We start from the raw sequence: 22973 nt of genomic DNA, 5'->3' as shown, positions 1-22973 counted from the left end.
GCCGACACCCGCGGGGCGGTGCTTTACTTCGCCAACTGCCAAACGAAATATCCCTTTTGTTGCTGCCGGGCGCTGAAGGGGTCGTCATGAGAGCTGCCGCACTCTACGGAACAGCCGGGTCCTTGGTTCTGACCGCCGTCGTCGCCGCCCCCGCGGGCAGCGCCCAGACGCCTCCCGGCTGGGCGGAACGGCACGGCACGGCGATCGCCGCGGAGCGTGCCGCCGCCGCGGGAATCAGGTTCGGGTCGTGCTCCGAGGAGCAGGACACCCCGGGCAGTCTCCAGTGCGGCACGGTGACGGTCCCCCTCGACTACGCGCGCCCCGACGGAGCGAGGATCAGACTGACCGTCAGCCGGGTGCGCGCGACCGGCAGGGACGGCGGCCGGCAGGTGCCCCGGCAGGGGTCGCTCGTCTTCAACCCGGGCGGCCCCGGGGCGTCCGGCATGTACTTCCCGCTGATCGGGATGGTCCCCGAGTGGAAGCGCATCGCGGCGGCGTACGACCTCGTCGGCTACGCGCCGCGCGGTGTGGGCCGCTCGGCGCCGCTGTCCTGCCAGGACCCGAAGCTCCTGCTGCGGGGGCCCTCGCGGGCTCCGGCGTACCCCTCGGAGTCGTACAAGAAGGAGCGCGTCGCGCGGGCCGAGGCGTACGCCCGGGGCTGCCTCCAGCGCTCGGGACGTGCGATCCGGCACTACACCTCGCTGAACAACGCCCGCGACCTGGACGTCCTGCGCGCCGCCCTGGGCGAGCGGAGGCTGACCTTCATGGGTACCTCGTACGGGACGTACTTCGGCTCCCTCTACGCGACGCTGTTCCCCTCGCACGTGCGCCGCATGGTCCTCGATTCGGCGGTGAACCCGGATCCGGAGCGGGTCTGGTACCGGAACAGCCTCGACCAGTCGTTCGCCTTCGAGGGCCGCTGGGCGGACTTCCGCGCGTGGATCGCGAAGCACCACTCGGTGTACGGCCTCGGCCGAACCCCCGAGGAGGTGCTGCTCAACTACGAGCGGGCGCGCGCCCGGCTGGCCGCCGAGCCGGCGGGCGGCACGGTCGGACCGGGGCAGTTGCAGGCCGCGCTCCGCCAGGCCGCCTACTACGACGACCACTGGCCGCAGCGGGCGCTGGCGCTCTCCGCGTACCTGAAGGGCGACCCGAAGCCGCTGGTCCGGCAGGCGGGACCGTACCCGGACGCGATCGAGGAGCAGGAGAACGGCAACGCCGTGTACACGGCCGTCGAGTGCAACGACGCGCCCTGGCCGCGGGACTGGCGCACCTGGGACCGGGACAACACCCGGCTCGCGGACGTGGCGCCCTTCGAGACCTGGGACAACGCCTGGACGAACCTGCCCTGCGCGTACTGGCCGCTGCCCCGGCGGCGGCCGCTCGACGTGCGGACGTCACCCGGTGAGCTGCCCCCGACGCTGATCCTCGCCGCGGAACGGGACGCGGCCGCGCCGTACGCGGGCGCGCTGGAGATGCACCGGCGGCTGTCCGGGTCCGTGCTGGTGACCGAGCAGGGCTCGGGCTCGCACGGCATCGGCGGCGGCGACAACCGTTGCGTCAACGCGCATCTGGACACCTACCTGCTGGAGGGCCGGCTGCCCGTGCGGCGCGCGGTGTGCGCGCCGCGCGCGGAGCCGAGGCCGGTCGCTCCGCCGCGGGACGGCGGACGGCCGGCGGGCGAGCCGCCGACGGTCCGCGAGGCCCCCGCGGCACCCCGTTACGCCAGGCCCGACACCAGTTCGGCGACCGACTTGCGGCGGCCCGTGTAGAACGGGACCTCCTCGCGGACGTGCATCCGCGCCTCGGACGCGCGCAGGTGGCGCATGAGGTCGACGATCCGGTACAGCTCGTCGGCCTCGAACGCGAGGATCCACTCGTAGTCCCCGAGGGAGAACGAGGCGACCGTGTTGGCGCGCACGTCCGGGTAGCCGCGGGCCATCTTGCCGTGGTCGGCCAGCATCCGGCGGCGGTCCTCGTCCGGCAGCAGGTACCAGTCGTAGGAGCGCACGAACGGGTAGACGCTGATGTAGTCGCGGGGCGTCTCGTCGGCCAGGAACGCCGGGATGTGCGAGCGGTTGAACTCCGCCGGGCGGTGCAGCGCCATGTTCGACCAGACGGGCTCCAGGGCGCGGCCGAGCCGGGTGCGCCGGAAGAGGTTGTACGCCTCCTGGAGCTGGTCGGCGGTCTCGGCGTGCCACCAGATCATGACGTCGGCGTCGGCGCGGAGCCCGGACACGTCGTACGTGCCGCGGACGGTGACGTCCTTGGCGGCGAGCTGGTCGAACAGCTCCTGGACCTCGTCCGCGAAGCCGGCGCGGTCGTCCGGCAGGACGTCCCGCAGCCTGAACACGGACCAGAGGGTGTAGCGGATGACCTCGTTGAGGTCCTTGGCCTTCTTGCCGGCGTTCGGAATCCTCGCCTGGCCGGTGGTGGTGGCGTCGTCACTCATGGGGCTATTCTCCCGCTCCGCCGTGCAGGCTCTGCACCGGGTTGGCGGTCAGCGCGGCCAGGGCCCGGTCGTCGCCCCTCAGCCTGTCCACGGCGGCGTTCGCGCTCGCCACGCAGGCCGGGATGCCGACGCCGTCGTAGGCCGCCCCGCACACCGCGAGACCCGGCAGCCTGCCGACGTGCTCGCGGACGCGGGCCACGCGCGCGTGGTGCCCGACCGGGTACTGCGGCAGCCCGTCGTTCCAGCGGGTCACCCGGGTCTCGACGGGCACCGCGTCCAGGCCGACCGCCTCGCGCAGGTCGTGCCGCGAGACGTCGACGAGGTCGGCGTCGTCCCTGTCGAGGACCTCCGACTCCCCGTACCGGCCCACGGAGGCGCGCAGCACCACGAGGTCCGGGTTCTCCTCGTCGATCCACCCCCATTTCCGGGAGGCGAACGTCGAGGCCTTGATGGTGCGTCCGTCGACGGGCGGCACCAGGAAGCCGCTCCCCTCGGGGAGGGCCACCCGGTCGCGGCGGTAGGCGAGGGTGATCAGCGCCATCGACGCGTAGTCGACCGCGCGCAGCTCCGCCGCGGCGGCGGGCGACTCGGCGCCGAGGAGCGCGGCCGCGGCGGGCGCCGGCACGGCTAGCACGACCGCGTCGGCGTGCAGGACGCGGTCCGCGGCGACCACCCGCCACCCGTGGCCGCCCTCGGCCCGGCGCAGCTCCGTCACGGGTGTCCCGGTGAGGATCTCGCCGCCCCGCGCGCGCACCGACTCCGCGACGGCGAGCGGGAGTGTGCCGACGCCGCCCTCGATGCCCGTGAAGACCGGTCCGGCCTGCTGTCCTCGGGCGGCGGCGGCCTGGATCCCGCGGACCGCCGCGGTGAGCGAGGTGTGGGTGCGGGCCGCCTCGAAGAGCTGGGGGACGGCCGAGCGCATGGAGATGCGGTAGGCGTCGCCCGCGTATACGCCGCCGAGCAGGGGCTCGACGAGGCGGTCCACGACCTCGCGGCCGAGCCGCTCCGCGACGAACTCCCCCACGGCCACGTCGTCGCCGATCTCGGTGCGCGGCAGGTCGCGGTCCCGCTCGATGCGGCGCAGCCCCTCCTCGGAGAGGACCCCGGAAAGGACGGAGGCGTCGCCTGGTACGCCCATGACGTGTCCCTTGGGCATGGGGCGCAGGGCGCCACGCGTCCAGATCGAGGCGGTCGCGGTCGCGGGCGGCCTGAGCCGGTCGGCGAGTCCCGTCTCGCGGGCGAGCGCCACGGCCTCGGGCCGCCTGGCGAGGATCGACTCGGCTCCCAGGTCGACCCGCGCCCCGGCGATCTCGCCGGTCAGGAGCTTGCCGCCGAGCCGGTCCGAGGCCTCCAGAACGGTCACCCTCGTGCCCGGGTCCAGCAGCCGGTGGGCGGCGGCCAGCCCGGCGACGCCTCCCCCGACCACGACGACGTGGGCCGTCCCCGTTCGTGTGTCTGCGTGCATGGCTCCACTGTCCCAGACGCCGCCCGGCCGCCCGTTTCCCCGGGTGTGCGGGAACGGGCCCGCGAGCCCCGCGGTGAGGGTGTCCATGACGAGTCCGGACCGTGACCGGTTCGGGACCGGATCGGCCCAACGTATCGCCTCGCCCAGGCGTCGTAGTGACGTCAGTCACCACGACGCACCCCGGGGGAAGCCCGTATGCAGACACACGGCACGTCCAGGCACCGGGCCGCACGGCCCGTCCAGATCCTCTCGTCGGTGCTGCTCGCCGCCGCCCTCGCCCTGACCGGGTGCAGCGGTGACGCGAGCGACCTCGGCACCGCGTCCGGCGACTCGGACGCCAAGTCCGGCGTCAGCGCGGACAGGGCCGGGGCGGGCGCCGCGGCGCCCGCCGAGGGGGGCCGCGCCGACCAGAGCACCGGCGACCGGGCCGCCGCGCCGCAGAAGCCGGTCACGGTCCACATCATCCACACGGCCTCGCTGACCGTGCGGGTCAAGGACGTCCCGGAGTCCCTCGCCGAGGCCCGCACGGTGGTCGAGAACGCGGGCGGCATGGTCGGCAACGAGACCACGGACCGCGACGCCGAGGGCCGCGAGCGGTCCCGTGTCGTACTGCGCGTTCCCGCGGAGGCGTACGAGGAGGTGCTCGCGGAGCTGGAGGGCTCGGGCAAGCTGCTCAGCCGGACGGCCAAGGCCTCGGACGTCACCGAGCAGGTCGTCGACGTGGAGAGCCGCGTCAAGTCGCAGCGGGCCAGCGTCACGCGGATCCGCGAGCTGATGGACCGGGCGACCAAGCTGGCCGACGTGGTCACCCTGGAGGGCGAGTTGAGCTCCCGTCAGGCCGACCTGGAGTCACTGCTCGCCCAGCAGGCCTCCCTGAAGGACCGGACGAGCCTCGCCACGATCACCCTGTCGCTGACCGAGAAGCCGGCGAAGGCGGCCGAGGACGAGGACCCCGGGTTCGTGGACGCGCTCGCGGGCGGCTGGGACGCGTTCGTGACGATGTTCCGCTGGCTGGCCCTGGCGCTCGGCGCGGTGCTGCCGTTCCTGGTGGGGGCGGCCCTGCTCCTCTTCCTGTGGGCCCGGTTCCTGAAGGACCGGCCGCGCGGCGGCCGCGCCGCGGCGACCGCGCCGGCCGGCACGGATCCGCTGCCGGTCGCCCCGCCCGCGCGGCAGGAGGGCGACGACCGCGGCTGACCGCGGGAATCGCGCGCACTCCCGCCGTAGCGTGTCCGTATGAGCATCAGCGGCGAGAGCACGGCCAGGGAGCGTCTGGTGGTCGTCGGCGGGGACGCGGCGGGCATGTCCGCCGCGTCCCGGGCCCGGCGTCTGAAGGGCCCCGACGAACTGGAGATCATCGCCTTCGAGCGGGGCCACTTCAGCTCCTACTCGGCGTGCGGCATCCCGTACTGGGTGGGCGGTGACGTGACCGACCGCGACGCGTTGATCGCGCGAAGTCCCGAGGAGCACCGCGAGCGCGGGATCGACCTGCGGATGCGCACGGAGGTCACGGACCTGGACGTCCGGGGCGGCCGGGTGCGCGCCCGCGACCTGGGGACCGGTGCCGAGTCCTGGACCCCGTACGACAAGCTCGTGATCGCGACGGGCGCGCGGCCGGTGCGCCCGCCGCTGCCCGGCATCGACGCCCCCGGGGTGCACGGCGTGCAGACCCTGGACGACGGGCTGGCGCTGCTCGACACGCTCGGCCGCACGCCGGGCGGGCGGGCCGTGGTGATCGGCGCCGGCTACATCGGCGTGGAGATGGCCGAGGCGCTGATCAACCGCGGGTACGGGGTCACGGTCCTCAACCGCGGCCCGGAGCCCATGTCCACGCTCGACCCGGACATGGGCCGCCTGGTGCACGTGGCCATGGAGGGCCTGGGCATCACGATGGTCAACGGGGCCGAGGTCACCAAGATCCTCACTGGCGGGGACGGCCGGGTGCGCGCGGTCGCCACGCAGGACGAGGAGTACGCGGCGGACGTGGTGGTGCTCGGCATCGGGGTGCGCCCGGAGACCTCGCTCGCCGAGGCCGCCGGGTTGCCGCTCGGCGAGCACGGCGGGCTGCTGACCGACCTCGCGATGCGGGTGCGCGGCCACGACAACGTGTGGGCGGGCGGCGACTGCGTGGAGGTGCTCGACCTGGTCTCCGGCCGGGAGCGCCACATCCCGCTGGGCACGCACGCGAACAAGCACGGCCAGGTCATCGGCTCGAACGTGGGCGGCGACTACGCCACGTTCCCCGGAGTGGTGGGCACGGCGGTCAGCAAGGTGTGCGACCTGGAGATCGCCAGGACCGGGCTGCGCGAGAAGGACGCGCACCGGGCGGGCCTGCGGTTCGAGTCGGTCACCGTCGAGGCGACGGGCCGCGCGGGGTACTACCCGGGCGCCGATCCGATGACGGTGAAGATGCTCGCGGAGCGCCGTACCGGCCGGCTGCTCGGCGTGCAGATCGTCGGCCGCGAGGACGCCGCGAAGCGCGTCGACATCGCCGCCGTGGCGCTCACCGCGTGCATGACCGTGGAACGGATGACGGCCCTCGACCTCGGTTACGCCCCGCCGTTCTCCCCGGTCTGGGACCCCATCCTGGTCGCCGCCCGCAAGGCGGTGTCGGCGGTGCGGTCCGGCGGCTAGCCGGGGCCGGGCCCGTTCCCGCGGTTCCGGACCGCGGGGGCGGGGCACCGCGCCCCGGCGCCCGCGGACGGGCGCCGGACCGGCTCAGGCGCCCTGCGCGGTCCCGGGGGCGCTCGCGTTTCCGTTGATCTTCTCTATGGCCTGCCGCGCCTGCTCACCGGGGGTGCGCGGGAGCGACGACACGGCGGACACCGCGGGGGTCGACACGGCGGGCGCGGACTGCGGCCGGGCGTGCGTGCCGGGCTGCCTGCTGCGCAGCCGGTGGGTCGCCGCCTCGTCCAGCGTCACGGGCCGTCCCATGCTCGCGGCGAGTTGCCCGGCCTCCTGGCCGAGCGCGGCCACGTCCTCCCACGGCAGCCTGACGACGAGGGCGAGTTCCGCCTCTCCGTCCGGCGTGGCGATCAACGGCTGAGTGACTCGGTCGTTCATGGACCTGTTCCTCACGTGTGACTTGGGTCGCGGGCGTTGCCGTGACATACGCACGCGTCCGCACGCCCGTTCAGATTCCGCGATCCCGGGCAGTATCCCTGCGTGGTCATACCCGTCCATGACGTGAACCCGGCACGTCGCACGCCCTATGTGACCTACGCGCTGGTCGCGGCCGGCGTCCTGGTGTTCCTGGGCACTCCGGGCGTGGCCTCCTGGGTCACCGGCGAACACGGTCTGGCGCAGACATGCCGCCTCCAGGCGTTCCTGGACCACTGGGCGGCGGTGCCCCGCGAGCTGATCCACGGCCGGCTGCCGGCGGGCGTCCCCACGGGCGACGTGGGCGTGGGCCCGCGGGGCCCGGGCTGCGTCGTCGGAGCGCCCGGCTACGACAAGTCGCCGCCGCTGTCGGTGCTCACCGCGATGTTCCTGCACGGCGGCTGGCTGCACCTGCTCGGCAACATGCTGTTCCTGCTGATCTTCGGCAACAACATCGAGGACCGCCTCGGCCACATCCGCTACCTGCTGTTCTACGTGGCCTGCGGCTACGCGGCGACGTACGGCTTCGCCCTGGTCAACGCCGACTCGGCGGACCCGCTGATCGGCGCGTCGGGGGCGATCGCCGGGGTCCTCGGGGCGTATCTGGTCCTGTATCCGAGAGCCCGGGTGTGGGTCCTCGTGCCGTTCCTGGTGTTCCTGCCGCTGCGGCTGCCCGCCTGGATCGTGCTGGGCTTCTGGTTCGCGCTCCAGGCGGTGTACTCGTCGGGCAGCGGTCTCCCGGAGGCCGGCACGGTGGCGTACGCGGCCCATGTCGCCGGCTTCCTCGCGGGCATGGTCCTGGCCTGGCCGCTGCGCAGGGGGACCGTGCAGCCACCGGAGCCGCGCGGCCTGCTGTGGGGCAGGCGGGCGCGGCGCGACCGGTGACGTCGGACGGGCGCGACGGCCCTCAGCGGGCGGTGCGGGTGTGCACGTAGTCGACGAGCCGGGTGAGGGCGTCGGGGTCCATGCTCGGCAGGACACCGTGGCCGAGGTTGAAGACGTGGCCCTCCAGTCCCGCGGCGGCGTCGAGGACCTCCCGGGTCTTCTCCTCGACGGCCTCGCGGGTGGCGAACAGGACGGCGGGGTCGAGGTTGCCCTGGAGCGCCTTGCCCGGGCCGACCCGGCGGGCGGCCTCGTCGAGCGGGACGCGCCAGTCGACGCCGACGACGTCAGCGCCCGCCTCGCCCATCAGGCCGAGCAGTTCGCCCGTGCCGACGCCGAAGTGGATGCGCGGGACGCCGTACCCGGCGACGGCGTCGAAGACCTTGGTGGACGCGGGCATCACCGAGCGCCGGTAGTCGGCGGGTGCCAGGGCGCCCACCCAGGAGTCGAAGAGCTGCACCGCGCTGGCGCCGGCCTCGATCTGGACCTTCAGGAAGGCGGAGGTGATCTCCGCGAGGCGGTCGAGCAGGTCGGCCCAGAGCCGCGGGTCGCCGTACATCAGCGCCTTGGTGTGCTCGTGGTTCTTGGAGGGGCCGCCCTCGACGAGGTAGCTCGCGAGGGTGAAGGGCGCGCCCGCGAATCCGATCAGGGGGGTCCCGCCGAGTTCGGCCGTCAGGAGCTTGATCGCCTCGGTGACGTACCAGACGTCCTCCGGGGTCAGGTCGCGCAGCTGGCCCAGGTCGGCGCGGGTGCGGATCGGGTTCTGGACGACCGGGCCGACGCCGGGCTTGATGTCCAGGTCGATGCCGATGGCCTTGAGCGGTACGACGATGTCGCTGAAGTAGATCGCGGCGTCCACGCCGTGCCGGCGCACCGGCTGGAGGGTGATCTCGGCGACCAGCTCGGGCCGCATGCAGGACTCCAGCATGGGGATGCCCTCGCGGACCTTCAGGTACTCGGGCAGTGAGCGCCCCGCCTGCCGCATGAACCACACCGGCGTGTGCGGTACGGGTTCACGCCTGCACGCCTTCATGAAGGCGGAGTCGTACGCGGCGGTCGGCTGGTGGCCCTGGGGGCTGTCGTTGGCGCTCACGACGAAAAGTCTCGCACGGCGCCGGGGCTCCCGAGGCCCCGGTACGGGGGTGCGCGGACCCCGGCACCGCGGCCGGCCGGCGCGCGCGGGGGCGTGCCCGAACGGTGCGATCCGGACAGTGGCCCCGCTCAGGGGTGTCTCTCCCTGCGCGAAGGCCCTGTTCCCCTTAATCTTCCCCGCATGGCTGCGGCTCAGGGACGACTGTCGGACGGCGCTGGCGGAATGGACGACTCCAAGGAGGGGGAAGGGGAGCGGGATGCGTTGGAGGCGGCTCCGCTGCCATTCCGGGCCGCCGTCGAAGCGCTGAGGACCGCGCGGTTGAGGCCGCAGATCGAGATCGACCCGACCAAGGCGCCGCGGCGGCTCGCTCCGTTCGCGTACGCGCTGGAGGCCGCCGTGGTCGACGGTGACGAGGACCTGGCGGACGGCCGCCTGGTGCTGCTCCACGACCCGGCCGGGCACGACGCCTGGCACGGCTCGTTCCGGCTGGTGACCCTCGTGCGCGCCGAGCTGGAGCCGGAGATGGCGTCGGACCCGCTGCTGCCCGACGTCTGCTGGTCCTGGCTGACGGGCGCGCTCCAGGCGCGCGGCCTCTCCTTCGGGGAGCCCAGCGGCACGGTCACCCGGGCCGGGTCCCACTACTTCGGGGGGCTCGCCGACCGCCCGTCCGCGTCCCAGATCGAGATCCGCGCCTCGTGGACCCCCCGCGAGGGCCTGGGCGGCATCCCGGACACGGCGTCCCATCTGACCGCCTGGTGCGATCTGCTGGCCCAGATCGCGGGACTCCCCCCGGCCGGGCCGGGAGACGCCTCGATCGTCACGCTGCCCCAGCGGCGGGGCCCGCAGTCCCGCTGACGTCCCGGCCCCGCCCGCACGGGCGGGCCCTGCCACCCCGGCCCGCCCGTGCCGGCCGCGTCCCACCCCGCCGTGCCGTAGGGACGCCCCCGGCGGCGGGCCCCGGGACATCGCGGTGGCCGCGCGGTGGCCGCGCTCAGGCTGCCGTCGCCCGCGCGGTGGCCGCTCCGGCTGCCGTCGCCCGCGCGGTGGCCGCCGTCGTCCGCGGCCGTTCCCGAGCGGCGCGCGGAGCCCGAGCGGGCGTGACCGGCTCTTCCCGGTGCCACCGGTTCTCCCAGGGCGTCACCGGCCCTTCCCCGGCGCGCTCCGGCGGCCGCAGGAGCGCGGCACGGCGCCCTCTCCGGCCGCTCCGCGCGCGGCGGTGACCGTCGGCGCGGACTCCCGAATCGCGTGCTCGCCCCTTGCGGCACGGCCGGGTCGTGCCCGGAAACGCTCCTGACCCTTTATCGATACGACCACTTTCAGCCCCGTAACGAAGCGGAGCGAACTCGTTTCGATCTTCGGGTGATCGATCGTGCGTCCGATTCGCACACACTATTACTCACCAAATCGTGATCATTCTCTAAAGGCGGACGGGTTTGGTGCCGAAGACCTCTGTGACCTTGAAAGCACGGTTCATCCCGGCTTCATCCCCACAGCCGGTCCCCGTCCCGCACCCCAGGAGGCCTGGTGTCCGTTCTCCTCGAGCAGCCCGCAAGCCTGGTCGCCTACCGCCCGAACAAGCCGACCGCGATGGTGGTCGTGGCCGACCCCCGCGTGCGCTCCACCGTCACCCGCCACCTGTGGGCGCTCGGTGTTCGCGACGTGATCGAGGCCTCGTCCGTCGCGGAGGCTCGTCCCCGCATCGGCAACCCCCGCGACATCTGTGTCGCAGACGTCCATCTCCCCGACGGCTCCGGCCTGACCCTCCTGTCCGAAACCCGTGCGGCGGGCTGGCCGAACGGCCTGGCCCTCTCCGCCGCCGACGACATCGGCGCCGTGCGCAACGCCCTCGCGGGCGGCGTCAAGGGCTACGTCGTCACCGGCACCCGCACCAACCTGGGCCTCCCCAGCCGACCGGGCGCCGCCCCCATCGGCTCGGCCGCCGCCCGCATGCACCGCCGTCCCCCGGGTGCCCCGAGCCACCCGGGCGGCTACCGCGAGCTGTCCGGCCGCGAGGTCGAGGTGCTCCGCCTCGTGGCCGAGGGCCAGTCGAACAAGGCCATCGGCGTCTCGATGGGACTGTCCGCGCTCACCGTCAAGAGCCACCTCGCCCGCATCGCCCGCAAGCTGGGCACGGGAGACCGCGCCGGCATGGTCGCGGTGGCCCTGCGGACGGGAATCATCCACTGACCGCGTCCCGGAGCGGCCCTGACCGCACCCCGGGAGCAGGCGTTCCGGACGAACCGGCACCGCCCTTGATCCGGAATTCACTGACCTGACTGGTTTACGACCCCCAGACGCCCGTCGACGGAACGTTCCGTCGACGGGCGTCGTACATACACAGATACCCTTGACAGGTGACCGACGCCCAAGAGACCGCAGCAGACAGTTCACTGCGAACCACCGGAGGCGCTCCTCCGGACGACGTCGAACCGGCGCCGATCCCCTTGCTGGAGCCCCGCGACGGAATTCCGCCGGTGATCGCCGACGAGGAATCGCTCGCCGAGGTGATCGCCGCCTTCGCCGCCGGCACCGGACCCGTCGCCGTGGACGCCGAGCGCGCGTCCGGCTACCGCTACGGGCAGCGCGCCTATCTCGTGCAGCTGCGCCGCGAGGGCGCGGGAACTGCGCTCGTCGACCCGGTCGCCTGCCCCGACCTGTCCGGCCTCGGCGAGGCGCTCTCCGGTGTCGAGTGGGTGCTGCACGCGGCGACCCAGGACCTGCCCTGCCTGCGCGAGATAGGCATGGTCCCCAGTCGTCTGTTCGACACGGAGCTGGCCGGCCGGCTGGCCGGATTCCCCCGTGTCGGGCTGGGCGCGATGGTCGAGGGCGTCCTCGGCTTCGTCCTGGAGAAGGGCCACTCTGCGGTCGACTGGTCGACCCGCCCGCTGCCCGAGCCCTGGCTGCGGTACGCCGCGCTGGACGTGGAGCTCCTGGTCGACCTGCGGGACGCGCTGGAGAAGGAGCTGGACCGGCAGGGCAAGCTGGAGTGGGCCCACCAGGAGTTCGACGCCATTGCCTCGGCTCCCCCGCCCGAGCCGCGCAAGGACCCGTGGCGCCGTACGTCCGGCATGCACAAGGTGCGCCGCCGCCGGCAGATGGCGGTCGTGCGCGAGCTGTGGCAGAGCCGCGACCGGATCGCGCAGCGCAGGGACATCTCACCGGGCAAGGTGCTGGGCGACGCGGCCATCGTCGAGGCGGCGCTCGCGCTGCCCGCCAATGTGCACGCGCTGTCCGCGCTCAACGGCTTCGGGCACCGCATGGGCAGGCGCCAGCTCGAACAGTGGCAGGCGGCCGTGGACCGGGCGAAGGCGCTGCCCGAGTCCGAGCTCCCGCAGCCGGGCCAGTCGGTGTCCGGCCCCCCGCCGCCGCGCGCCTGGGCCGAGAAGGACCCGGCCGCCGCCGCCCGGCTGTCGGCCGCGCGCACCGCGGTGTCGGCACTCGCCGAGTCCCTGAACATGCCGCAGGAGAACCTGATCACCCCGGACACGGTCCGGCGCGTGTGCTGGGAGCCGCCCTCGACGCCGGACGCCGAGTCGGTGGCGGCCTCGCTCGCCGGGTACGGGGCCCGGCGGTGGCAGGTCGAGCAGGTGACACCGGTGCTGGTGGCCTCGCTCGCGGCGACCGCTCCGTAGCGGGCGGCGGGTGGGGCGGTGGCGGACGCCGCGGCCCCACCGCGCCACCGCCCCGCGTCACTTCGTCGCGCCTCTCGTGAAGCCGTTGTAGATGAAGCGCTGGAGGAACAGGAAGACGACGAGCGTCGGCAGGATGACGAGGACCGTGCCCGCCGAGATCGTCTCCCAGTGCGCCCCGAACGGCCCCTTGAAGCGGAACAACGACGTGGAGATCACGCCGAGTTCCTCGGAGGGCATGTAGAGGAACGGGATGTAGAAGTCGTTGTAGACGGTGATCCCCTTGACGATGACCACCGTCGCGATCGCGGGCTTGAGCAGCGGAAGGATGATCTTCCGGTAGATCGTGAAGGCGTTGGCCCCGTCGAGGCGCGCGGCCTCGTCCAGCGAGACCGGGATCGACCGGACGAACTGCAGGAAGATGTAGATCGAGACGATGTCGGTGCCCATGTAGAGCGCGATGGGCGCCCAGCGGCTGTCGAACATGCCGAAGCTGTCGACGATCTGGAAGGTCGCCACCTGTGTGGTCACTCCCGGTACGAGCGTGGCGACCAGGAAGAGCGCGACGACGAGCTTCCTGAGGCGGAAGACGTAGCGGTCGATCGCGTACGCGGCCATCGACCCGACGACCACCGTTCCGGTGACCGAGAAGAGCAGGATGAACGCGGTGTTCCCGAAGGCCTGGAGCATCCGTCCGTCGCGGAACGCCGTCAGGTAGTTGCCGAAGTCCAGCGGGTTCTCGGGCAGTTCGAGCGCCCCGCTGCCGTTCGCCATCTCCTGACCGGACTTGAGCGAGGTCAGCAGGACGACGAGCAGCGGGAGCAGGACCACCGCGCTCGCCCCGGCCAGCGACAGGTAGGTGAGGGTGCGGGCGACTCCCCTGCGGCTCATACGAGGTCCACCCTGTCGTCGGGAACCAGTCGCCGCTGCACCCAGGTCACCGCCAGGATGATCAGCAGCAGCACGACCGCGGACGCCGAGGCGAGTCCGGTCTTGTTGAACTGGAAGGCCAGCTTCACCGTCTGGATCACGAAGGTCTCGGTGCCGGTCGCCCCGCCGGTCATGATGAACGGCACCTCGAAGGCCGAGAGCGAGCCGGAGACGGAGAGGATGACGCTCAGGCTGAGCACCGGCCTGATGCCGGGCGCGATGATGTGCCGGAACTGCTGCCTGCGGTTCGCCCCGTCCAGTTCGGCCGCCTCGTACAGCTCTCCCGGGACGGACTGGATCGCACCGAGGAACAGGACGAAGTTCAGCCCCAGGTAGCGCCAGACGGAGACGCCCGCCAGGGACACGTTGGCTGAGACAGGTGTGCCGAGCCAGGGACGGTCGGTGTGCACGCCGAGCAGCCGCAGCACCGAGTCGAGCGTGCCGCCGTCCTGGAAGAAGTGGAGGAAGACGAACCCGATGGCGACCCCGTTGATCAGGTACGGGAAGAAGAGCACGCCCTTGAAGAAGTTCCGGAAGCGCACGTTGAAGCTGAGCACGGTCGCGAAGTAGAGCGCGAGGGCGATCTGGAGCACCGAGGCGGCGAGGTAGTAGCCGCTGACGAAGAAGACCTCGAACAGCGCGGGCCTGGTGAGGAGTTCGGCGTAGTTGCCGGCGCCCGTGTAGTTCAGCTCGGGGCTGACGCCGTCCCAGTCGGTGAAGCTGTACGCGACCATGTTGGCCACCGGCGCGTACGTGAAGACGATCAGCAGGAGCAGCGGGGCGGCGAGGAAGAGCCACGGGGTGGCGCCCCGCCGCAGGCGCGGGCCGCGCGGGGCGCGTGGCGGCGCGGTGGGCGCGGCCTCCTGGGGCCGCGCCGCCCGCCCGGTCGGATGCGCCATCAGGACCCCGCGGACTTCCGGGCCTCGGTCCAGCGCCCGCCCAGATCGCCGAGGAAGTCGTCGAGGCCGCCCTTGCGCGCGCCGCGGGCCAGGTCGACGAGGTCCTGGCGGTAGTCGGGCTTGTAGATGCCGACCTCGGACTGGTTGTCGATCTCCTTGACGGCCGCGCCTTGGGCGTCGTCCAGTTCGATGAACTTCACGCCCGCGTCCTCGTAGGGTTCGAGGACCTCGGGCAGGGGGGCTCCCTTGACCGGGGAGAGGGTCAGGTTGTCCGCCGCGTAGCCGGACTTCTCGGTGAACCAGTCGATCCAGGCGCGGGCCGCGTCCTTGTGGTCGGAGTGGACGTTGACGGCCTGGTTGTAGTCGGGGGACATGGTCGCGCAGAACGTACCGCCCGGCTGGGCCGGGAAGGGCATGAAGCCGACGTCGGCGGGGTCGGCGCCGGCCTGTTCGGCGGCGGCCCTGAACTGGGTGACCGCCCAGGAGCCCAGCCACATGGTGGCGATGTCGCCCTTCGCCAACTTCGGCTTGGAGGCCTCCCAGTTGGTGGTCGTCGGATCCTTCTCGGCGAGTCCGTCGCGCACGATGTCGTACAGCAGCGTGTCGCCGACCCGCAGGTCCGCGCCCTCGGCCCAGGGGTCGCCCTCGGCCAGCGCGGTGGTCGCGCCGGTGTCGCAGCCGACCGATCCGTTGACGTAGGTCCACGAGGTCAGCGGCCACATGTCCTTGAAGTTCGTGTAGTACGGGATCGCGTCGGTCCCGGACCTGATGGCGCGCAGGGCGTCGAGGAACTCGGCGGGCGTGGTGGGCCATTCGGTGATCCCGGCCTCCTTCCAGATCCGCTTGTTGTAGACGAAGCCGGGGACGGCTCCCATCGGGCTCTGGCCGTAGACCTTGCCGCCGACCTCGGTGAAGTCCGTGAAGTGGTACTTCCGCGCGCGCTCCGCCCTGGTGCCGAGCGAGGCGAAGAACCTGGGGTAGTCGCTCTTCCTGACGACGGCCGGGATCATCAGGACGTCGCCGTAGTTCTCCGTGTTCATCCGGATCTTGACCTCTCCCTCGTAGTCCGTGAGGGCGTCGAACTCGACGTCGACGTCGGGGTAGGTCCTGTTGAACTCGGCGGCGTACTTCTTCATCGTGCCGTCCTGCACGAGGTCGGTCCGGTGGGTGAGGACGGTGATGCCGCCGGACACCTTGCCGGGGTCGGTGGGGGCCTTGGCGTCCGCGCCCTTCGAGGTGCCTCCGCTTCCGGTGCAGCCCGCGGCCAGCAGTGCCGCGGCGAGGAGCGTTCCGGCCAGTTTCGTGCTGCGGTTCATTTGCACCAGCTCCGTTCAGGGACGGATGAGCACGGGTGGGGATGGCTGGTTCCGCACTCTGGCAGCCGTTACTGAACCGGTAAAGTCCCAATTCCGCCAACGATGCAGAAGTATTTCCCAGCCCTGGTCAGTCATGGCCTAGACCGGTTTAGGAGTGCGCATGCTGGACGTCGCCCCGATGGACGAGGGATGGATCCTGCGGCACGACGGGGCGGCGCTGCCGGCCTCGGTGCCGGGCTGCGTGCACACGGACCTGCTGGCCGCGGGGGTCGTCCCGGACCCGTTCCTCGGGCGGAACGAGGCCGCGGTCGGCTGGGTGGGGCGGCGCGAGTGGACGTACGAGAGGACCCTCGGCCCGCTGCCCGGCGGCCACGAGCGGACCGACCTGGTCTTCGACGGCCTCGACACCGCGGCCGAGATCACGCTCGACGGCCGGAAGCTCGGCTCGGTGCGGAACATGCACCGCTCGCACCGCTTCGACGTCACGGGCCTCGAAGGCCTGCTCTCGGTCCGCTTCAGGTCCGCCCACGCCGAGGCCGAGGCGGTGCGCGGGCTCCTCGGCGAGCGGCCGAACGCCTATCCCGAGCCGTTCCAGTACATCCGCAAGATGGCCTGCTCCTTCGGCTGGGACTGGGGCCCGACACTGGTGACGGCCGGGATCTGGCGGCCGGTGCGCCTGGAGCACTGGTCGACGGCGCGCATCGCCCGGGTGCGACCGGTCGTCACGGTCGAACAGGGTCTCGGCCGCGTCGAGTTGCTGGTCGACGTCGAGCGGACCGCCGGCCGGGCGGGACTCGCCCTGAGCGCCCGCGCGGGCGGCGCCGAGACACGGGTGGAGGTCGTCGGCACCGGCGCGACCGTCCTCGTCGAGGTGCCGGACCCCGAGCTGTGGTGGCCACGCGGATACGGCGAACAGCCGCTGTACGAGGTGGAGTTGACGCTTTCCGACGCGAGCGGGCCGCTCGATGCCTGGCGGCGGCGCATCGGGTTCCGGTCCGTCGAACTGGACCGAAGCGCCGACGAGCACGGTTCGGGATTCACCTTCGTCGTCAACGGCGAGCGCCTGTTCGCGCGGGGCGTCAACTGGATCCCGGACGACGCCCTGCCGTCCCGGGTCACCCGCGAGCGGTACCGCACCCGGCTGGCCCAGGCGGCTGCGGCGGGCGTGGACCTCGTCCGGGTCTGGGGCGGCGGCATCTACGAGAACGAGGACTTCTACGACGCCTGCGACGAACTGGGCCTGCTGGTCTGGCAGGACTTCCCCTTCGCCTGCGCGGCCTACCCCGAGGAGCAGCCGCTGCGCGGGGAGGTGGAGGCGGAGGCGCGCGAGAACGTCGTACGCCTGATGCCGCACCCCTCCCTCGTGCTGTGGAACGGCAACAACGAGAACCTGTGGGGCTTCAGGGACTGGGACTGGGAGCGCCCGCTGGCCGGTGACTCGTGGGGCGAGGGCTACTACCTCGGGCTGCTGCCGCGGATCGTCGCCGAACTGGACCCCACGCGGCCGTACGCGGCGGGCAGTCCGTGGTCGGGCTCCTGGGACCGCCATCCCAACGATCCGGCGCACGGCACCCACCACTCGTGGGAGGTGTGGAACCGTCGGGACTACGCCGACTACACGCTCGAAGTCCCGCGCTTCGTGGCCGAGTTCGGCTGGCAGGCGCCGCCCGCGTACGCCACGCTGCGGCGTGCCCTGCCCGGCGAGGAGCCGGCGCCCGACTCCCCCGGGATGCTGCACCACCAGAAGGCGGAGGACGGGAACGGCAAGCTCGCCCGCGGACTCGCGCACCACTTCGCCGTACCCGAACAAGGCTTCTCGGAGGCGGACTTCGACCGCTGGCACTACCTCACGCAGGTCAACCAGGCGCGGGCGGTGGCCGCCGGGATCGAGCACTGGCGCTCGAACTGGCCCGTGTGCGCGGGCACGGTCCTGTGGCAGCTCAACGACTGCTGGCCGGTGACCTCCTGGGCCGCGATCGACGGGGACGGACGCGAGAAGCCGCTCTACCACGAGCTCAAACGGCTGTACGCGGACCGGCTGCTGACCCTGCGCCCCGGACCCGGCGGGCCGGTCCTCGCCGCCGTCAACCAGGCGGCACGGCCCTGGAGGAGCGCTCCGGTCCTGCGCCGGATGTCCGTGGACGGTGCCGTGGTCGCCGAGGCGGTCGTGGAGTTCGACGCGGGGGCGCGCGCGGTCGCCCGGCTCCCGGTGCCCGGCGAGCTGCGCCCGGCCGGCCCCGGGGAGTTCCTGGTCGCGGACGCCGACGGGCTGCGCGCGCTGCACTTCCCGGCGCCCGACCGCGACATCCCCTACCCCCGGCCGCGGTTCGACGTCTCGGTCGCCCCGGGCCGGGTGACCGTCACGGCCCACACCCTCGTGCGGGACCTGCTGCTCCAGGCCGACCGGCTGGCGCCCTCGGCGCGGGCCGACCGAGGGCTCGTCACGCTGCTTCCGGGCGAACGGGTGACCATCGGGGTGCGCGGCTGGGAGACTCCGGACACCGCGGACGCGGTGACCGCCCGATCCGCCCTGTACTGCGTGGAGCCCGCACGATGACGACACCGCCCCGCGTCACCATCAAGGACGTCGCGGCCCGCGCCGGGGTGTCGAAGGGTGCCGTGTCGCTGGCCTTCAACCAGAAGCCCGGACTGTCCGGGACGACCCGGGACAGGATCTTCCGGGCGGCCCGCGAGCTGGGCTGGGAACCCAACCTGGCCGCGCGCTCGCTCGCGGGCCGGCGGGTCGACGTGGTCGGCCTGGCCGTGTGCCGGCCCGCGCGGCTGCTGGGACTCGAACCCTTCTACATGGAGTTCGTGTCGGGGGTGGAGAGCGTGCTGACGGAGCAGTCCTGCGCCCTGCTGCTGCGGCTCGTGCGCAGCGTCGACGAGGAGGTCGGGATCCAGGAGGCCTGGTGGCGGGGGAGGCAGGTCAGCGGGTCGATCCTGGTGGACTTCCGGGCCGACGACCCCCGCGCGGCCGCCGCCGAACGGCTGGGCGTGCCCGTCGTGGCCGTCGGGCACCCCTCGCTCACCGGGGGACTGACCTCGGTGTGGACCGACGACGCGACCGCGGTCACCGAGGCCGTGCGCTATCTCGCGGCGCTGGGGCACCGGCGGGTCGCACGGGTGGGCGGCGCCGCGGGGCTCGGGCACACGGCGATCCGTACGGCCGCGTTCGACGAGGCGGCCCGGGTGCTGGGGCTCGCCGGGGCCCGGCAGGTCGCGACCGACTTCTCGGGCGAGGCGGGGGCCCGGGCCACCCGGTCGCTGCTGTCCGCCGCCCCCTCCGACCGGCCCACCGCGATCGTCTACGACAACGACATCATGGCCGTGGCGGGACTGTCGGTCGCCTCCGAGATGGGGCTGGGCGTGCCCGCGGACGTGTCGCTGCTCGCCTGGGACGACTCGCAGTTGTGCCGTCTGACGCATCCGACGCTGTCCGCGATGAGCCACGACGTGCACGGGTTCGGGGCGGACGTCGCCCGCACGCTCTTCGGAGTGATCACCGGCGAGGGGCCCGGATCGCATCCCGTGCCCACACCGGTGCTCACCCCTCGCGGCTCGACCGCGCCACCACGGCCCTGAGCGGCGGGGACACCGGCGCGGGGGCCGTTCGGGGGCGGTCGGGACCCGCGCCGGAGCGGCCTGCCGCGCCGTTCCGCGCGCCCCTCCCGTGGTAGGGACATGTGTGACCTTCGCCGCTCCCGGCCCGAGGACTGGGCAGCATGGTTACTCGTAAGTAGCATGGAGAGGTGAGCGCGCGCTCAGCCGCGTGCGCCGCGCAGCAGTGCCATCCCGCACCCTGGAGGAGAGCCATCGTGCCTCGTACCGTCAGGGATGTCGTCTTCGTCGACGGCGTCCGCACCCCGTTCGGCAAGGCGGGCCCGAAGGGCATTTACCACGAGACCCGTGCCGACGACCTCGTCGTGAAGGCGATCCGGGAGCTGCTGCGCCGCAACCCCGGCCTCGACCCGAAGAAGATCGACGAGGTCGCCATCGCCGCGACCACGCAGATCGGCGACCAGGGCCTGACGCTCGGCCGCACCGCCGGAATCCTGGCCGGGCTCCCGCAGTCCGTCCCCGGCTACTCGATCGACCGCATGTGCGCCGGCGCCCTGACCGCCGTGACGGCGACCGCGGGCTCCATCGCCTTCGGCGCCTACGACGCCGTCATCGCCGGCGGTGTCGAGCACATGGGCCGCCACCCCATGGGCGAGGGCGTCGACCCGAACCCGCGCTTCGTGAGCGAGAAGCTGGTCGACGAGTCCGCCCTGTTCATGGGCATGACCGCCGAGAACCTGCACGACCGCTACCCGACCATCACCAAGCAGCGCGCCGACGAGTACGCCGTGCGCTCGCAGGAGAAGGCCGCGAAGGCGTACGCCAACGGCAAGATCCAGCAGGACCTGGTGCCGATCTCGGTGCGCAACTCCAACGCGGAGGTCGGTGAGACGGGCTGGGGCCTGGTCACCGCCGACGAGCCGATGCGCCCGGGCACCACGCTGGAGAACCTGTCCGGCCTGAAGACCCCGTTCCGCGTGCACGGCCGGGTCACCGCCGGCAACGCGGCCGGTTTGAACGACGGCGCCACGGCCTCGATCCTCGCGTCCGAGGACTTCGCCCGCGAGCACGACCTGCCGGTCAAAATGCGCCTGGTCTCCTACGCCTTCGCCGGTGTCGAGCCGGAGGTCATGGGCTACGGCCCGATCCCGGCCACGGAGAAGGCCCTCGCCAAGGCGGGCCTGTCGATCGAGGACATCAACCTCTTCGAGATCAACGAGGCCTTCGCCGTCCAGGTGCTGGCCTTCCTGGAGCACTACGGCATCGCCGACGACGACGCGCGCGTCAACCAGTACGGCGGCGCCATCGCGTACGGCCACCCGCTGGCCTCCTCCGGCGTCCGACTGATGACGCAGCTGGCCCGCCAGTTCGAGGAGCAGCCCGAGGTCCGCTACGGCCTCACCACCATGTGCGTCGGCTTCGGCATGGGCGCGACGGTCATCTGGGAGAACCCGCACCACAAGGACGCCGGAGGCGACAAGTGAGCACCACCGAACTCCTGAAGGGCGCGGCCGAGCTGTTCCCGGACGAGGTCGTGACGTCCGCGCACGTACGTCACCTGGACCTGCCGTTCAACGCGGGGCGCTTCGCGCTCATCACGCTGGACAACGGCTTCGACCACACCAAGCCGACCACCTTCGGCCCGCAGTCGCTGGCGAACCTGAACACCGCCCTCGACCAGGTCGAGAAGGAGGCGGCGGCCGGTGAGATCGTCGGCGCCGGCGTCACCGGCAAGCCGTTCATCTTCGCCGTCGGCGCGGACCTCAAGGGCGTCGAGCTGCTGAAGAAGCACGACGACGCGCTCGCCATCGGCAAGGGCGGCCACGAGGTCTTCAAGCGCCTCGCCGGTATCGGCGTGCCCACCTTCGCCTACTACAACGGCGCGGCGATGGGCGGCGGCGTCGAGGTCGGCCTGCACTGCTCGTACCGCACGGTCTCCGCGGCCCTGCCGGCCTTCTCGCTCCCCGAGGTCTTCCTCGGCCTGGTACCCGGCTGGGGCGGCTGCACGATCCTGCCGAACCTGATCGGCGCCGACCGCGCGGTCTCGGTGATCATCGAGAACTCGCTCAACCAGAACAAGCAGCTCAAGGGCTCGCAGGTCTACGAACTCGGCATCGCCGACGCGCTGTTCGAGGGTGCGGACTTCCTGGAGCAGTCCCTGCTGTGGACCGCCTCGGTCCTCAAGGGCGAGATCGTCGTCGAGCGTGCCGCGATCGACCGCGGCGAGGCCTGGGACCAGGCCGTCGCCAAGGGCCGCGCCGTCGCGGACGGCAAGGTGCACGGCGCCGCCCCGGCCGCGTACCGCGCGCTGGACATCATCGCGGCGGCCAAGGACGGTGACCTGCAGAAGGGTTACGACGCCGAGGACGTGGCCCTCGCCGACCTGATCATGGGTGGCGAACTGCGCGCCGGCATCTACGCGTTCAACCTCGTGCAGAAGCGCGGCAAGCGCCCCGCCGGTGCTCCGGACAAGTCGCTCGCGCGTCCGGTCACCAAGGTCGGCGTCGTGGGCGCGGGCCTGATGGCCTCGCAGCTCGCGCTGCTCTTCCTGCGCCGCCTCGAAGTGCCCGTCGTGCTGACGGACATCGACCAGGAGCGCGTCGACAAGGGCGTGGGCTACGTGCACGCCGAGATCGACAAGCTGCTCGGCAAGCGCCGTATCAACCAGGACAAGGCCAACCGCCTCAAGGCCCTGGTCTCCGGCGTGCTGGACAAGGCGGAGGGCTTCTCCGACGCCGACTTCGTCATCGAGGCCGTCTTCGAGGAGATCGGCGTCAAGCAGCAGGTGTTCGCGGAGGTCGAGGCCGTCGTTCCGGCGCACGCGATCCTCGCCACGAACACCTCGTCGCTCTCGATCACCGAGATGGCCTCGAAGCTGAAGAACCCCGAGCGGGTCGTCGGCTTCCACTTCTTCAACCCGGTCGCGATCCTCCCGCTCCTGGAGATCGTGCGCGGCGAGCAGACCGACGACGCCTCGCTGGCCACGGCGTTCGCCGTCGCCAAGAAGCTCAAGAAGACCGCGGTGCTGGTGAAGGACGCCCCGGCGTTCGTCGTCAACCGCATCCTCACCCGCTTCATGGGCGAGATCCAGAACGTCATCGACGAGGGCACCTCGGTCGAGGTCGCCGAGAGGGCCGTCGAGCCGCTCGGCCTGCCGATGTCGCCGCTGGTGCTCCTGGAGCTGGTCGGTCCCGCGATCGGCCTGCACGTGTCCGAGACCCTCAACCGGTCCTTCCCGGACCGCTTCACGGTCTCCCCGAACCTCGCCGCCGTCGTCAAGGCGGGCAAGCGCGGCTTCTACGTGTACTCCGCCGAGAACGGCTTCAAGCCGGAGCTGGACCCGGAGGTCGCCGCGCTGCTGAAGCAGGGCGACGTCGTCCTGACCGAGGAGCAGGTGCGGGCCCGCGTGCTCGACGCCGTCGCCCAGGAGATCGGGCTCATGCTCGACGAGGGTGTCGTCGCCGAGGCGCAGGACATCGACCTGTGCCTGATCACGGGTGCGGGCTGGCCCTTCCACCTGGGCGGCATCACGCCGTACCTGGACCGCGAGGGTGTCTCCGAGCGCGTGAACGGCAAGCCGTTCCTGGCGCAGGGCGTGGCGAGCGTCCCCGCGTAACCGCTGCCTGAACACACCGATGCCCGGCACACCG

At 72.4% G+C, this 22973-nt stretch carries 18 protein-coding genes; 11 read left to right on the top strand and 7 right to left on the bottom strand.

The window, feature by feature from the left end:
* The first annotated feature begins 86 nt into the window (after window positions 1–86).
* The gene (locus tag IE265_RS08860) at window positions 87–1772 is read left to right on the top strand and encodes an alpha/beta hydrolase (RefSeq protein ID WP_190034855.1); all 1686 of its coding nucleotides are present in this window, start codon (window positions 87–89) and stop codon (window positions 1770–1772) included.
* Here the strand turns inward: IE265_RS08860 and hemQ are convergent.
* Window positions 1721–2452, bottom strand: a complete 732-nt coding sequence (gene hemQ, locus IE265_RS08855; protein WP_190034854.1) for a hydrogen peroxide-dependent heme synthase — start codon at window positions 2450–2452, stop codon at window positions 1721–1723. The genes IE265_RS08860 and hemQ overlap by 52 nt on opposite strands.
* Window positions 2453–2456: 4 nt before the next feature.
* Window positions 2457–3917 carry a protoporphyrinogen oxidase gene (gene hemG / locus IE265_RS08850; RefSeq protein WP_190034853.1) on the bottom strand — a complete coding sequence of 487 codons (1461 nt, stop codon included), beginning with the start codon at window positions 3915–3917 and terminating at the stop codon, window positions 2457–2459.
* Between the two features lie 195 nt (window positions 3918–4112).
* Between hemG and IE265_RS08845 the strand changes: the two genes are divergently transcribed.
* Together IE265_RS08845 and IE265_RS08840 are read left to right on the top strand one after the other, a co-directional pair.
* Window positions 4113–5111, top strand: a complete 999-nt coding sequence (locus tag IE265_RS08845) for a DUF4349 domain-containing protein (RefSeq protein WP_190034852.1) — start codon at window positions 4113–4115, stop codon at window positions 5109–5111.
* 39 nt (window positions 5112–5150) lie between these two features.
* A complete protein-coding gene (locus IE265_RS08840; protein WP_190034851.1) occupies window positions 5151–6548 on the top strand; it encodes an FAD-dependent oxidoreductase in 1398 nt (465 codons plus the stop codon).
* 84 nt (window positions 6549–6632) lie between these two features.
* Here IE265_RS08840 and IE265_RS08835 read toward each other — a convergent pair whose 3' ends face one another.
* The gene (locus IE265_RS08835) at window positions 6633–6977 is read right to left on the bottom strand and encodes a hypothetical protein (RefSeq protein WP_190034850.1); all 345 of its coding nucleotides are present in this window, start codon (window positions 6975–6977) and stop codon (window positions 6633–6635) included.
* A gap of 102 nt (window positions 6978–7079) precedes the next feature.
* On the opposite strand from IE265_RS08835, the gene IE265_RS08830 reads away from it, so the two are divergent.
* Complete coding sequence (locus tag IE265_RS08830) at window positions 7080–7898, top strand: rhomboid family intramembrane serine protease (RefSeq protein ID WP_190034849.1); 819 nt, start codon at window positions 7080–7082, stop codon at window positions 7896–7898.
* A gap of 22 nt (window positions 7899–7920) precedes the next feature.
* Here IE265_RS08830 and hemE read toward each other — a convergent pair whose 3' ends face one another.
* Window positions 7921–8988: a uroporphyrinogen decarboxylase gene (hemE, locus tag IE265_RS08825; protein WP_190034848.1), complete on the bottom strand. Its 1068-nt coding sequence runs from the start codon at window positions 8986–8988 to the stop codon at window positions 7921–7923.
* A 222-nt stretch (window positions 8989–9210) separates the two neighbouring features.
* Here hemE and IE265_RS08820 point away from each other — a divergent pair, with 222 nt between their 5' ends.
* From IE265_RS08820 to IE265_RS08810, 3 genes are all read left to right on the top strand, one after another.
* Entirely contained in the window at window positions 9211–9843 is a 633-nt protein-coding gene (locus IE265_RS08820; RefSeq protein WP_373302924.1) for a DUF3000 domain-containing protein, read from the top strand.
* 669 nt (window positions 9844–10512) lie between these two features.
* On the top strand, window positions 10513–11175 hold the full coding sequence (locus IE265_RS08815; protein ID WP_190034846.1) for a response regulator transcription factor: 663 nt from the start codon (window positions 10513–10515) through the stop codon (window positions 11173–11175).
* Window positions 11176–11342: 167 nt separating this feature from the next.
* Complete coding sequence (locus IE265_RS08810; protein WP_190034845.1) at window positions 11343–12620, top strand: ribonuclease D; 1278 nt, start codon at window positions 11343–11345, stop codon at window positions 12618–12620.
* A gap of 57 nt (window positions 12621–12677) precedes the next feature.
* Here the strand turns inward: IE265_RS08810 and IE265_RS08805 are convergent, their stop codons facing one another.
* From IE265_RS08805 to IE265_RS08795, 3 genes are read right to left on the bottom strand one after another with little or no spacing between them, the layout of a single operon-like run.
* Entirely contained in the window at window positions 12678–13508 is an 831-nt protein-coding gene (locus tag IE265_RS08805) for a carbohydrate ABC transporter permease (RefSeq protein ID WP_190034844.1), read from the bottom strand.
* Entirely contained in the window at window positions 13505–14446 is a 942-nt protein-coding gene (locus tag IE265_RS08800) for a carbohydrate ABC transporter permease (protein WP_190034843.1), read from the bottom strand. The genes IE265_RS08805 and IE265_RS08800 overlap by 4 nt, the downstream gene beginning before the upstream one ends.
* Complete coding sequence (locus tag IE265_RS08795) at window positions 14446–15762, bottom strand: ABC transporter substrate-binding protein (RefSeq protein ID WP_190034842.1); 1317 nt, start codon at window positions 15760–15762, stop codon at window positions 14446–14448. Before IE265_RS08795 ends, IE265_RS08800 begins: the two co-directional genes overlap by 1 nt.
* Before the next feature lie 160 nt (window positions 15763–15922).
* On the opposite strand from IE265_RS08795, the gene IE265_RS08790 reads away from it, so the two are divergent.
* The 4 genes from IE265_RS08790 (at window position 15923) to IE265_RS08775 (ending at window position 22939) form a co-directional block, all read left to right on the top strand.
* Entirely contained in the window at window positions 15923–18319 is a 2397-nt protein-coding gene (locus IE265_RS08790) for a glycoside hydrolase family 2 protein (RefSeq protein WP_190034841.1), read from the top strand.
* Window positions 18316–19347, top strand: a complete 1032-nt coding sequence (locus IE265_RS08785) for a LacI family DNA-binding transcriptional regulator (RefSeq protein WP_190034840.1) — start codon at window positions 18316–18318, stop codon at window positions 19345–19347. The genes IE265_RS08790 and IE265_RS08785 overlap by 4 nt, the downstream gene beginning before the upstream one ends.
* Window positions 19348–19580: 233 nt before the next feature.
* Window positions 19581–20807: a thiolase family protein gene (locus IE265_RS08780; RefSeq protein ID WP_190034839.1), complete on the top strand. Its 1227-nt coding sequence runs from the start codon at window positions 19581–19583 to the stop codon at window positions 20805–20807.
* Window positions 20804–22939, top strand: a complete 2136-nt coding sequence (locus IE265_RS08775; RefSeq protein ID WP_190034838.1) for a 3-hydroxyacyl-CoA dehydrogenase NAD-binding domain-containing protein — start codon at window positions 20804–20806, stop codon at window positions 22937–22939. The genes IE265_RS08780 and IE265_RS08775 overlap by 4 nt, the downstream gene beginning before the upstream one ends.
* Window positions 22940–22973: the final 34 nt, after the last annotated feature.

Origin of the sequence: Streptomyces fructofermentans, assembly GCF_014651055.1 — a bacterium.
Lineage (GTDB): Bacteria > Actinomycetota > Actinomycetes > Streptomycetales > Streptomycetaceae > Streptomyces > Streptomyces fructofermentans.
The sequence above is the reverse complement of the archived record's forward strand: the minus strand, read 5'-3'. Positions and strand labels throughout refer to the sequence as shown.

Excerpts from the sequence above, each read along its gene's own strand:
- IE265_RS08840 (WP_190034851.1), top strand. The coding sequence starts at position 5,151 with ATGAGCATCAGCGGCGAGAGCACGGCCAGGGAGCGTCTGGTGGTCGTC.
- IE265_RS08805 (WP_190034844.1), bottom strand. The coding sequence starts at position 13,508 with ATGAGCCGCAGGGGAGTCGCCCGCACCCTCACCTACCTGTCGCTGGCC.
- IE265_RS08790 (WP_190034841.1), top strand. The coding sequence starts at position 15,923 with ATGCTGGACGTCGCCCCGATGGACGAGGGATGGATCCTGCGGCACGAC.
- IE265_RS08820 (WP_373302924.1), top strand. The coding sequence starts at position 9,211 with ATGGACGACTCCAAGGAGGGGGAAGGGGAGCGGGATGCGTTGGAGGCG.
- IE265_RS08785 (WP_190034840.1), top strand. The coding sequence starts at position 18,316 with ATGACGACACCGCCCCGCGTCACCATCAAGGACGTCGCGGCCCGCGCC.
- IE265_RS08800 (WP_190034843.1), bottom strand. The coding sequence starts at position 14,446 with ATGGCGCATCCGACCGGGCGGGCGGCGCGGCCCCAGGAGGCCGCGCCC.
- hemG (WP_190034853.1), bottom strand. The coding sequence starts at position 3,917 with ATGCACGCAGACACACGAACGGGGACGGCCCACGTCGTCGTGGTCGGG.
- IE265_RS08835 (WP_190034850.1), bottom strand. The coding sequence starts at position 6,977 with ATGAACGACCGAGTCACTCAGCCGTTGATCGCCACGCCGGACGGAGAG.
- hemQ (WP_190034854.1), bottom strand. The coding sequence starts at position 2,452 with ATGAGTGACGACGCCACCACCACCGGCCAGGCGAGGATTCCGAACGCC.
- IE265_RS08845 (WP_190034852.1), top strand. The coding sequence starts at position 4,113 with ATGCAGACACACGGCACGTCCAGGCACCGGGCCGCACGGCCCGTCCAG.
- IE265_RS08860 (WP_190034855.1), top strand. The coding sequence starts at position 87 with ATGAGAGCTGCCGCACTCTACGGAACAGCCGGGTCCTTGGTTCTGACC.
- IE265_RS08795 (WP_190034842.1), bottom strand. The coding sequence starts at position 15,762 with ATGAACCGCAGCACGAAACTGGCCGGAACGCTCCTCGCCGCGGCACTG.